Below are 11758 nucleotides of genomic sequence, written 5' to 3'. Positions count from 1 at the left end.
GCGATCCGGGTCCCCCGGTCAGGCTCCGGAGACCCCATGGTAGCGATCCCGGGCTGGGACATCGCCTTCAGGACGATCTGCGGACCTTTGGCGCGAAAACGCCGGTGACGGGAGGTTTGATTCCCCGAGGGGGGGTCGGGAAACGGGGTGGGTGGGGGAGAAGTGGGTTTCGGGGGCGCGGGGGAACCGGGTTCGGGTGGGGGGGCGGAAGCGGTTTTCGGTGGGCGGAGAAGCGGTTCGGGGGCGCGGTGGAGGGGGGCGGATCTGCGGAGGGGCGGCGGCCACGGTAGCCCTCGGCGCGGCGGAAGGGTGGGGATCCGCGGGGAGACGGCTCGGGCGCGCGGCGGAAGGGTGCGGATCCGCGGGGAGACAGCTCGGGGCGCGAGCAGCAACGGCTCGGGCGGGCGGAAGAACGGCTCGGGTGCCCGGAGAAGCGGTTCGGGCGGGCGGTACGGCTCAGGTCCCCGGAGAAACGGTTCGGACGCCCTGGGCCGAGGCCCGGGGCGCCCGAGAGAACGCTCCGCCGGTGGGACGACGGTCAGACGGTCAGCAGGGCCTCCAGTGGGGCGCCCTCCAGGGCGGGCTCCAGCCGGGAGCGGCCGTCGAGGAAGGACAGCTCCATGAGGATCGCCACGCCCACGACCTCGGCGCCCGCACGGCGGATCAGCTTCAGCGACGCCTCCGCCGTACCCCCGGTGGCCAGGACGTCGTCCACCACCAGGACCCGGTCACCCGCGCTGAGGTCCTCGGCGTGCACTTCGATCTCCGCCGAGCCGTACTCCAGGTCGTAGGTCTGGCGCAGGGTGGCTCCGGGGAGCTTGCCCGCCTTGCGGACCGGGATGAAGCCGACGCCCGCGCGGACGGCGACCGGGGCGCCCAGGATGAACCCGCGCGCCTCCAGCCCCACCACCTTGGTGGCGCCCCGGCGCACCGCCATATCGGCGAGGGCGTCGGTGAGGGCCCCGAAGGCGGCCGGGTCCGCGAGCAGCGGGGTGATGTCCTTGAACGTCACCCCGGGCTCGGGATAGTCCGTCACGTCCCGGATCCGGGAGAGCAGCAGCTCCCTGATGTCCGTCATCGGCGCTTCCCCGAGGGACGGCCACGGCCGCGGTTGCGCGCCGGCTGGTTGCGCGGCCCCACGACGGCCGGGGCCGCGTCCTCGGGCAGATCGTCGTCGTACGTCTCCTCGGCGGCGGCCGGGGGTGCGGGTCGGGCGCCTTCCTCGGCGGTCTGGGCGCGCTTGGCCAGCACCCGCTTGCGCAGGGCCTTCATCTGCGGCTCGCGCTCCTTGAGGTCCGCGACCAGCGGGGTGGCGATGAAGATCGAGGAGTACGCACCGGCCGCGAGGCCGACGAACAGCGACAGCGAGATGTCGTTGAGCGTGCCCGCGCCGAGCACACCGCCACCGATGAACAGCAGGCCCGCCACCGGCAGCAGCGCGACCACCGTGGTGTTGATCGAGCGGACCAGGGTGCTGTTGATCGAGAGGTTGGCGATGTCGCTGTAGGTGAATCTGCTCTGTTTGGTGATGTCCTTGGTCTGTTCCTTGAGGGAGTCGAAGACCACCACCGTGTCGTACAGCGAATAGCCGAGGATGGTCAGCAGACCGATCACCGTGCCCGGGGTGACCTCGAAGCCGACCAGGGCGTAGATGCCGACGGTGATGGTGATGTCGTGGATCAGCGCGATGAACGCGGCGGCGGCCATTCTCCACTCGAAGGCGATGGCCAGATAGATCACCACCAGGACCAGGAAGATCCCCAGTCCCTGCCATGCCTTGTTGGCGATCTGCTCGCCCCAGCTCGGACCGACCAGATCGGCGTTGATCGCGTCCGGGTCGACCCTCAGGTTCTGGGCGAGGTCCTGCTTGACCTGGTCGGACTTGGCGGTGTCCACGCCGGAGATCTGGATGCGCAGTCCGCCGGAGCCGAGTTCCTGCACGACCGCCTGGTGACCGGCCGCCGTCTCCGCGTAGCTCTCGGCCTGGGCGACGGTGGCGGTGGTCTTCGGGGTGGTGAAGACCGCGCCGCCCTGGAACTCGATGCCCATGTTCAGACCGCGCACCGCGAGGCCGACGATCGCCGTGATGGTGATCAGGATCGAGATGCCGTACCAGAGCTTGCGGTTCTTGACGAAGTCGTAACCGACCTCGCCGCGGTGGAGCCGGGCGCCGAGGGTGCCGAGCTTCGACATCTCACGCCTCCTTCGGTTCGACGGGGGCGACGGGGCGGCGGGTGCGGCGCAGCGGGGGCTGCACACCGAGGCGCTTGGGATCGAGGCCGGACCACTTGTGGCCCTTGCCGAAGAACTTCGTCCTGGCCAGCAGGGTGAGCAGCGGCTTGGTGAAGAGGAACACCACCACGACATCGAGCAGCGTGGTCAGACCGAGCGTGAACGCGAAGCCCTGGACCTTGCCGACGGTGACGGCGAACAGCACCGCGGCGGCCAGGAACGACACGAAGTCGGAGACCAGGATGGTGCGCCGGGCGCGCGGCCAGGCCCGCTCCACGGCGGGACGCAGGGAGCGGCCCTCCCGGATCTCGTCCCTGACCCGCTCGAAGTACACGATGAACGAGTCCGCCGTGATGCCGATGGCGACGATGGCGCCGCAGACCGCGGGCAGGTTCAGCGCGAAGCCGATGGCCGGGCCGAGCAGCGACATGATCACGTAGGTCAGGGCGGCGGAGATCAGCAGCGAGGCGAGCGCGATCAGCGACAGGCCGCGGTAGTAGGCGACCAGGTAGAGCACGACCAGGCCGAGGCCGATGGCACCGGCGATCAGACCGGCCTCCAACTGCTCGCTGCCGAGCGCGGCGGTCACGGTGGTGACGCTGGACTCCTTGAAGGAGAGCGGGAGCGCACCGTAGGAGAGCATGTTGGACAGGCTTTCGGCCTGCTCCTGGGTGAAGCTGCCGGAGATCTCGGCGTTGCCGCCGGTGATCGCCGTGCTGACGTACGGGTGGGAGACGACCTCGTCGTCCAGGACGATCGCGAACTCGTTCATCGGCGAGGTCTGGGTGGAGAGCTGGCCGGTGATGTCGGCGAACTTGTCGGCTCCTGCGGAGTTGAAGTCCATCACCACCTTCCAGCCGGCCGCGCTCTGGGTGTCGAAGATCGCCTCGGCGCTGTCGATCTCGGTGCCGTCGACGGCGACCGGGCCGAGCAGGAACTTGCTCCACACGCCCGCGTCCTGGCCGCAGGTGACCGTGGAGTCCTCGGGCTTGGCGCCCTTGCCTGCCTCGGCCCGCTGGTCGGCGTCGGCGCAGTTCAGCGCGGCGTACTGGGCCTGGAGCGCGGCGTCGGCCTCGGAGGTGGCGCCGTCGCTCGCGGAGGGCGAGGGGCTCGCGGCGTCACTGGCCGAGCTGCTGGGCGAGCCGCTGGGGGACGGCGCCTCGGTGGTGGCCCTGAGGCCCTCGGGGACGGCGCGGCCCTGCGAGGTGGCCGAGGACGAGGGGCTGGCGGAGGGGCTCGCCGACTCGTCACCGCCGGAGGCGGAGGCGGACGCGCTCGGTGACGGCGAGGCGGAGGAGCCGTCACTGGCGCTGGGGCTCGGGCTCGCCGCCGGGTCGGCCGCCGCCTCGCGCTGGAGGACCGGGCGGAAGTACAGCTTGGCCGTGGTACCGACCTGCTCCCGGGCCTGCTCGGAGTCGGTGCCCTTGGGGATGTTGACGATGATGTTGCTGGCGCCCTGCGTCTGGACCTCGGCCTCGGAGACACCCAGGCCGTTGACCCGGTTCTCCATGATGGCGACCGCGGTGTCCATGTTCGTCTGGTTGATCGCGTTGGGCTGGCCGGGTTCGTTGACCGCCGTGAGCGTGATGCTGGTGCCGCCGGCGAGGTCGATGCCGAGACGCGGAGTGGTGTGTCCGGAGGCGAACATGCCTCCCGTGAGCGCCACGATGGCGATCAGGATCAGGACCAGCGAGCGCCCCGGCTTGCTCTGGGCGCTCGCGTTCCGGCCCTTTTTAGGTGCTGCCACCTTCTCGTACTCCCTCTCGGGCCGCCGCGCTCCGGGTCGGCGGGCGGACGGCCATGACATGGTGTCGGGATCCCCTGCGAGCTGGGCGCACTCCGGGGCGCGAGGGCCTGGCCCGCACGCCCCGGGGCACGACTACTTCGCGTCGGAGTCGCCGTCGGTCTTCTTCGGCTCGTCCTCCGTCTTCGCCCCGGCGGGAGCGGCGTCGGACGGCTCGTCGTCGGCGTCCCGCTTGCCGAGGTCGACCGGCTTGTCGTCGGAGGAGGCGTCGGCGGGCTTGTCGCTGTCGGTCAGCGCGGAGGCGTCGTCCGGGACGAGGTCGGCGTCGGACTTCAGGTCGTGCTCGATGCCGTGGACGATGCGGTTGTACTCGTCGTCCGACAGCACGGCACCGATGGAGTTCTTGGCGAAGAGCAGGTCGACGCCCGGACCGGCGTCGAGGAGGACCGTGTCCTCGTTGACTTCCTTCACCGTCGCGTACATGCCCCCGATGGTGCGGACGCCGGATCCCGGCTGCATCTGGTTCCGCATGTCGACGGCTTGCTGCTGCTTCTTCTTCGCCGACCGGGTCATCAGGAACATGGCCCCGATGAGCACGATGAACGGGAGGAGGGTCACGAGACTCACGGGTCGGAACTTCCTTCACACGACCGCGGTGGGAAGCGGCCTGATGGTTGGGGGATTGTCAGCCGCCGACAAGGGCGGCATCGGCGGAGTCTAAGCGAGTCCGCGCGCAGGGAACAACGCTCAGCATGGCACCGGGGTTCCTGTGCGGGCCAGAACCGCGCCGTCACGTCCCGAACAGGTCCTGTTGTCCGTTTCCCGCAGGCCCGGTGCGGGGCGGGGTGAGACCGAGGTGCGCCCATGCGGCCACCGTGGCGACCCGGCCACGGGGCGTACGGGCGAGCAGCCCCTCGCGGACCAGGAAGGGTTCGGCGACCTCCTCGACGGTCTCCCGCTCCTCCCCCACGGCCACGGCCAGTGTCGACAGACCGACCGGGCCGCCCGCGAACAGCTTGAGCAGGGCCTCCAGGACGGCCCGGTCCAGCCGGTCGAGGCCGCGCGCGTCCACCTCGTAGACCTTGAGGGCGGCGGCGGCGATCTCTCTGGTGATCGCTCCGTCGGCCTTGACCTGCGCGTAGTCCCTGACCCGGCGCAGCAGCCGGTTGGCGATACGGGGCGTGCCCCGGGAGCGGCCGGCGATCTCGGCGGCGCCCTCGGTGTCGATGCCGACGTCCAGGAGGTGGGCGGAGCGGTGGACGACCCGCTCCAGCTCGGCGGGCTCGTAGAACTCCATGTGCGCGGTGAAGCCGAAGCGGTCGCGCAGCGGGGGCGGCAGGAGTCCGGCCCGGGTGGTGGCGCCGACCAGGGTGAAGGGCGGCAGCTCCAGGGGGATGGCGGTGGCGCCGGGGCCCTTGCCGACGATGACGTCGACCCGGAAGTCCTCCATCGCCATGTAGAGCATCTCCTCGGCGGGGCGGGACATGCGGTGGATCTCGTCCAGGAACAGCACCTCGCCCTCCTGGAGGGAGGAGAGGATCGCGGCGAGGTCCCCGGCGTGCTGGATGGCGGGGCCGGAGGTGATGCGGATGGGGGCGCCCATCTCGGCCGCGATGATCATGGAGAGGGTGGTCTTGCCGAGGCCGGGGGCGCCGGAGAGCAGGACGTGGTCGGCGGTGGCGCCCCGCGCGCGGGCGGCGCGCAGCACGAGGTCGAGCTGCTCGCGGACCTTCTCCTGACCGATGAACTCGTCCAGGTCCCTGGGGCGCAGCGCGGCTTCCACGGCCTGGTCCTCGCGGTCGGCGACGGAGCCCACCAGCCGCTCCGCGTCGGCACCGGCGGGGGGCTCGGCGGCGGGGCGGTCGGTCGGGTCGTCCCAGTTCACTGCGGGTCTCCTTGGGGGTGGTGGACGGGGGGTGAGGGGTGGTTTACGGGGAGCCGCTCACGGGGGGCTGCCGACGGGAGCGGCCGGGCCGGGTCGTCGTCCGGGAGCTGCGGTTTCTGCCGCTGTCCCGGTGGCGTGGCGGCGCCCGGCCCCGTCACCGGGCTGCTGCGGCGCCCTCCCGGTGCCGGCCGTCACCGCTCCGGTGTCCCGGGCCCCCGGTCCTCCGGCCGCCTCCACCCGGCGCCGCCCGCTCAGCGGGTTCTGTTCAGGGTCTGGAGGGCCGCCTTCAGCAGGTGCCCGACCTGGGGTGTGCCCCTGGTCGCCTCCGCCTGGGGTGTCACGGCGCTGACCGCCTCGTCGGCCTCGCGGGTGGCGTAGCCGAGGCCGATCAGGGCGGCGTGGAGCTGGTCGCGCCAGCCGGTGCTGACCGGGGCGCCGACCACGGGGGCGCCGATCGGCTCGCCGAGCCGGTCCTTCAGCTCCAGCAGCAGCTTCTGCGCGCCCTTCTTGCCGATGCCGGGCACCGCGGTGAGGGCCTTCTCGTCGGCCGTGGCCACCGCCCGGCGCAGGGCGTCCGGGGTGTGCACGGCGAGCATCGCCTGGGCCAGCCGGGGGCCGACCCCGCTCGCCGTCTGGAGCAGGGCGAAGACCTGGCGCTCGTCGTCGTCCACGAAGCCGTACAGGGTCAGCGAGTCCTCGCGGACCACCAGGGAGGTGTGCAGCTTGGCGGGGCGGCCGAGGCGGAGCGTGGACAGGGTGTTCGGCGTGCACTGGACGGCCATGCCGACACCGCCGACCTCGACCACGGCGGCGTCCGGAGCGAGGGCGGCGACCGTGCCGCTGACGAAGGCGATCATGCCGTTCGGCCTTTCGGGGCGGGGTGGGGGGCGCGCGGGGCGCGCGCGGTGTGCTGGGCGACGGCCTGCTGGAGCCGGTTCTGCGCGGGCGCGCGCCAGATGTGGCAGATGGCGAGGGCCAGGGCGTCGGCGGCGTCGGCGGGCCTGGGCGGGGCGTCGAGCCGGAGCAGCCGGGTGACCATGGCGCCGACCTGGGCCTTGTCGGCGCGTCCGGAGCCGGTGACGGCGGCCTTGACCTCGCTGGGGGTGTGCAGCGCGACCGGGATGCCCCGGCGGGCGGCGCACAGCATGGCGACGGCGCTGGCCTGGGCGGTGCCCATCACCGTACGGACGTTGTGCTGGCTGAAGACGCGCTCCACGGCGACGAACTCGGGGCGGTGGCGGTCCAGCCACTCCTCGATGCCCTGCTCGACGGCGACCAGCCGGTGGCCGAGGTCCGCGTCCGCCGGGGTGCGGACGACGCCGACGCCGAGCATGGTCAGCGGGCGGCCCGCGACGCCCTCCACGACCCCGACCCCGCAGCGCGTCAGACCGGGGTCCACCCCGAGTACCCGCACCGGCCCCCCTCCCGTCCCGTCTCGTCCCGTCGTCCTGCCATCCGACCGTCCAGCCATCCGACCGTCCTGGTCGTCCTGGTCGTTCGACCATTTGTGCAGGCTATCGGCTGGCACTGACAACGCCCCCGAGCGACTCCCGGCAAAGCCCGCCCGGCACGGCGACGGGCCGACGGGGTTGCCCCGTCGGCCCGTTGAGCCGGTGCGCCGGATCCGGTCCGCCGCGCGTGACGCGCTACGCGTCGACCTTCTCCATCACCTCGTCGCTGACGTCGAAGTTGGCGAAGACGTTCTGCACGTCGTCGCTGTCCTCCAGCGCGTCGATCAGCTTGAAGATCTTCTTGGCGCCGTCCTCGTCCAGTTCGACCTGCATGGTCGGGACGAAGTTGGCCTCGGCCGAGTCGTAGTCGATCCCGGCCTCCTGGAGGGCGGTGCGGGCCGCGACCAGGTCGGTGGCCTCGCTGATCACCTCGAAGGACTCACCGAGGTCGTTCACCTCCTCGGCACCGGCGTCCAGGACCGCGCCCAGCACGTCGTCCTCGGTCAGCTCGCCCTTGGGGACGATGATGACGCCCTTGCGGTGGAAGAGGTACGACACCGAGCCGGGGTCGGCCATGGAGCCGCCGTTGCGGGTCATGGCGACCCGGACCTCGGAGGCGGCGCGGTTGCGGTTGTCGGTGAGGCACTCGATGAGCACGGCGACGCCGTTGGGGCCGTAGCCCTCGTACATGATCGTCTCGTAGTCGGCGCCGCCGGCTTCGAGTCCGCCGCCGCGCTTGATCGCCGAGTCGATGTTCTTGTTCGGGACCGACTGCTTCTTGGCCTTCTGCACGGCGTCGTACAGCGTCGGGTTGCCTTCGACGTCGACGCCGCCCATCCGCGCCGCGACCTCGATGTTCTTGATCAGCTTCGCGAAGAGCTTGCCGCGCTTGGCATCGATCACGGCCTTCTTGTGCTTCGTCGTGGCCCATTTAGAGTGGCCGGACATCTGCCTGTCTCCTTCGCGTAACCAATCTCTGTAGGACGCCTGAGATCCTACAAGGACTCCACTGCCCGCTCCTCGCCCGCCGCGGCGACCACCATGTCGACAAAGAGCGCGTGCAGACGGTGATCGCCGGTCAGCTCCGGATGGAACGACGTGGCCAGCGCGTTGCCCTGGCGGACGGCGACGACATGGCCGTCGTACTCGGCGAGCACCTCGACGTCCGCGCCGACCGACTCGACCCACGGGGCGCGGATGAAGACGCCCTCCACCGGGGGCCCGGCCACGCCCTCGACCGGGACGGCGGCCTCGAAGGACTCGTTCTGCCGGCCGAAGGCGTTGCGCCGGACGATCATGTCGATGCCGCCGACGGTCTCCTGGCCCGAGCGCGGGTCGAGGATCTTGTCGGCGAGCATGATCATGCCCGCGCAGGTGCCGTAGACCGGCATCCCCGCGCGCACGCGCGCGCGGAGGGGCTCCATCAGGCCGAACAGGACGGCCAGCTTGGAGATGGTGGTGGACTCGCCGCCGGGCACGACCAGACCGTCCACCCCGGCCAGCTCCTCCGGGCGCCGCACCGGCAGCGCCTGGGCACCTGCGGCGGCCAGGGCGGTCAGATGCTCCCGTACGTCGCCCTGGAGGGCCAGGACGCCCACTACGAGGGTGGCGGGGGCGGGAGGTATGGCGGCGGTGGCGGGTTCGAGGGGGCTGCTCATCGGTGGCTTACCAGCCGCGGTTGGCGTAGCGCTCGGCCTCGGGGAGGGTGTCGCAGTTGATGCCGACCATGGCCTCGCCGAGGTTGCGGGACGCGTCGGCGATGATCTTCGGGTCGTCGTAGAAGGTGGTCGCCTTCACGATGGCGGCGGCGCGCTTGGCGGGGTCGCCGGACTTGAAGATGCCGGAGCCGACGAAGACACCCTCAGCGCCGAGCTGGCGCATCAGGGCCGCGTCGGCGGGGGTGGCGACGCCTCCGGCGGAGAACAGCACCACGGGGAGCTTCCCCAGGGCCGCGACCTCCTTGACCAGCTCATAGGGGGCGCGCAGCTCCTTGGCGGCGGCGTACAGCTCGTTGTTGTCGTAGCCGCGCAGACGGGCGATCTCGTTCTTGATCTGGCGCAGGTGGCGGACCGCCTCGACTACATTGCCGGTGCCGGCCTCGCCCTTGGAACGGATCATGGCGGCGCCCTCGGCGATCCGGCGCAGGGCCTCTCCGAGGTTGGTGGCGCCACAGACGAAGGGGGTGGTGAAGGCCCACTTGTCGGAGTGGTTGACCTCGTCGGCCGGGGTGAGGACCTCGGACTCGTCGATGTAGTCCACGCCGAGCGACTGGAGGACCTGGGCCTCGACGAAGTGGCCGATCCGGGACTTGGCCATCACCGGGATCGACACGGCCTCGATGATGCCCTCGATCATGTCCGGGTCGGACATCCGGGCCACGCCGCCGTCCTTGCGAATGTCGGCCGGAACGCGCTCCAGGGCCATGACGGCGACGGCGCCCGCGTCCTCGGCGATCTTCGCCTGCTCCGGCGTGACGACGTCCATGATCACACCGCCCTTGAGCTGCTCGGCCATCCCGCGCTTCACGCGCGCGGTACCGGTCTCGGGGGTCTGGGCGGAGCGGGAGTCGGAGTCGGGAAGCGTGGTGGACACGGGTGACCTCACTGGGGAACGGGGTGAACTGGGTGAACTGGGCGGGGAGGGTGGGTGCGGCTCCGGTGAACAGGGGGGCCGCTGCATTGAGGAAACGTGAACGGACCAGGCCACTGCAAGGGCCAATGGGGAGGGGGTGGATCGTTTTGGTGGGGAGAGGTCAACTCACCTCGGTGGGTGAGCGTCCCGCTTCTGGCGAGGTTCCCAGCCGGGGGCAGGTAGTACCGCCACTGGCGCGACTCCCCTGCCTGGGGACGGGCGCCCCGCCGCTCGGGGGCCTCCCCCAACCCGGGACGGGCGCCCCGCCTCTCGGGGCCTCCCCACGCGCGGACCTCCCCCACGAACGGACCTCCCCCGAGCGCGGGCCTCCCGGCGTCCGGGACAGGGAGCCACCTCTGGGGCGGTGCCCCGCCACCCGGGAGGCGGGCCACAGCCCGTCAAGGCGGCGCCCTTGCCCGCACGGGGAGGCTCCACCCGCTCATCCGTGACAGGGCCACCTCAGCGCAGCTCCCCCGGGCCAGGGACAGGCGTCCCGCCCTTCAGGACGGCCCTCCCTCACCCCCCACGGCGCACAGGCAATCACTCACGCTCCGCGACGGGGCCCGCCCCCCAACGGCAGCTACACCGGCCCGGCACCGGCGTCCCGCCCCTCAAGCAGTTCCCTGCCACCCCGAGACAGGGCCCGACCTGGCGGCAGCTCCCCCACCCCGGCGCAGTTCCTCCCGCCCGCAAGGCAGCTTCCCCCACTCCGCGGCAGGACCCCGCCCCCCTGACAGCAGCTCCCCCACGCCCGCGCAGCTCCTCCCGCACCCAAAGCAGCTCCCCCACCCCCGCGACAGGACCCCGCCCCTGACAGCAGCTCCCCACCTCTCGGCAGCCACCCGAGGCACCCCAGGCACCCCACCCCCAAACCCCCGGAGGGACCCCCTCAGGCCGCCGCCCGCTCCACCAGTGCCGCCGGTGGCTCGTCGTCCATCTCGAAGGCCATCGGGAAGGGCGCGTGCCCCGCGAGACGGAACCAGCGGACCTTGCGGTGCTCACGCAGCCGCCGGGCGGCGCCGACCGCGTCGTTGTGGAAGCGCCGCGCCATCGGCACCCGCCGCACCGCCTCCGTCAGTTCATGGGCCGCCGCCTCTCCCCCGGGGGCCTCGCGGACGCCCTCCACCTGGTGGGGGTCGGCGAAGACGGCACGCAGAGCCTGGCTCAGCTCGCTCTCGGCGACCTCGCGCTGCTCCTCCTCGGCCTGCCGGGCGGCGTGCGCGGCCTCGTAGAGCACGATGGACGCGGCCGGGTCCATCACCCCGGAGGTGGCCAGTTCCTGGGCCACCGAGGCGCGGCGCAGGAGCTGGGCGTCCAGGGCGGCGCGGGTGGCGTCGATCCGGGCGTGCAGCCGGTCCAGTCGGCCGGCGGTCCAGCTCAGATAGAGGCCGATCGCCACGAGGGCGACGAGGATCCAGATCAGGGTTGCGGTCACGGACGGTCACCTTAGGGGGTTGGAGGGAGCCGTGGAGTCGGCATGCAGGTACTTCCGGCGCCGGTCGGGGATCGGGTGCCGCTCCCGGACGGCCGACACCGGAAGCCCGCCCCGCGCTGGGCGCCGGCCCCGGACGACCGACACCGACCCCGCACTGGACGCCAGCCCCGGACCATCGACGCCGACCCCGCACAGGACGCCGGCCCCGGACCACCGACGCCGGTCGGACACCGGACACCGGTCCCGCACGACCAGGACCAACACCACACACCGCCGCTGACCCTGACCCCGGCCGAGACCCCGGCCGACAACCCACCCCTACTCCCGCGCCAACCCCAGCCGTGCCCGCAGCCCGCCACCCTCCCTGTCCCCGCCGGAGC

Annotated in this window: 11 protein-coding genes; all 11 read right to left on the bottom strand. The window is 72.1% G+C overall.

The genetic code is table 11. From position 1 onward, the window contains the following. Positions 1-538: 538 nt before the first annotated feature. On the bottom strand, positions 539-1078 hold the full coding sequence (locus tag AB0O01_RS19135; protein ID WP_365314779.1) for an adenine phosphoribosyltransferase: 540 nt from the start codon (positions 1076-1078) through the stop codon (positions 539-541). After that, the gene (gene secF, locus AB0O01_RS19130) at positions 1075-2193 is read right to left on the bottom strand and encodes a protein translocase subunit SecF (protein WP_365314777.1); all 1119 of its coding nucleotides are present in this window, start codon (positions 2191-2193) and stop codon (positions 1075-1077) included. The genes AB0O01_RS19135 and secF overlap by 4 nt, the downstream gene beginning before the upstream one ends. Position 2194: 1 nt before the next feature. Next, positions 2195-3979 (bottom strand): protein translocase subunit SecD, encoded by a 1785-nt coding sequence (gene secD, locus AB0O01_RS19125; protein ID WP_365314776.1) that lies wholly within the window; start codon positions 3977-3979, stop codon positions 2195-2197. Between the two features lie 132 nt (positions 3980-4111). Continuing rightward, a complete protein-coding gene (yajC, locus tag AB0O01_RS19120; protein ID WP_365314774.1) occupies positions 4112-4603 on the bottom strand; it encodes a preprotein translocase subunit YajC in 492 nt (163 codons plus the stop codon). A 163-nt stretch (positions 4604-4766) separates the two neighbouring features. After that, a complete protein-coding gene (ruvB, locus tag AB0O01_RS19115; protein ID WP_365314772.1) occupies positions 4767-5861 on the bottom strand; it encodes a Holliday junction branch migration DNA helicase RuvB in 1095 nt (364 codons plus the stop codon). Between the two features lie 251 nt (positions 5862-6112). Then, positions 6113-6718, bottom strand: coding sequence for a Holliday junction branch migration protein RuvA (gene ruvA / locus AB0O01_RS19110; RefSeq protein WP_365314770.1), 606 nt, complete (start codon positions 6716-6718; stop codon positions 6113-6115). After that, positions 6715-7275, bottom strand: coding sequence for a crossover junction endodeoxyribonuclease RuvC (ruvC, locus tag AB0O01_RS19105; protein WP_365314769.1), 561 nt, complete (start codon positions 7273-7275; stop codon positions 6715-6717). The genes ruvA and ruvC overlap by 4 nt, the downstream gene beginning before the upstream one ends. A gap of 232 nt (positions 7276-7507) precedes the next feature. Next, on the bottom strand, positions 7508-8260 hold the full coding sequence (locus AB0O01_RS19100; RefSeq protein ID WP_365314767.1) for a YebC/PmpR family DNA-binding transcriptional regulator: 753 nt from the start codon (positions 8258-8260) through the stop codon (positions 7508-7510). A 47-nt stretch (positions 8261-8307) separates the two neighbouring features. Further along, positions 8308-8970, bottom strand: a complete 663-nt coding sequence (gene pdxT, locus AB0O01_RS19095; protein ID WP_365314765.1) for a pyridoxal 5'-phosphate synthase glutaminase subunit PdxT — start codon at positions 8968-8970, stop codon at positions 8308-8310. Between the two features lie 7 nt (positions 8971-8977). Then, on the bottom strand, positions 8978-9904 hold the full coding sequence (pdxS, locus tag AB0O01_RS19090) for a pyridoxal 5'-phosphate synthase lyase subunit PdxS (protein ID WP_365314764.1): 927 nt from the start codon (positions 9902-9904) through the stop codon (positions 8978-8980). A gap of 928 nt (positions 9905-10832) precedes the next feature. Further along, the gene (locus AB0O01_RS19085) at positions 10833-11378 is read right to left on the bottom strand and encodes a hypothetical protein (RefSeq protein ID WP_365314763.1); all 546 of its coding nucleotides are present in this window, start codon (positions 11376-11378) and stop codon (positions 10833-10835) included. Positions 11379-11758: the final 380 nt, after the last annotated feature.

Origin of the sequence: Streptomyces sp. NPDC093252, assembly GCF_040683675.1 — a bacterium.
GTDB lineage: Bacteria > Actinomycetota > Actinomycetes > Streptomycetales > Streptomycetaceae > Streptomyces.
The sequence above is the reverse complement of the archived record's forward strand: the minus strand, read 5'-3'. Positions and strand labels throughout refer to the sequence as shown.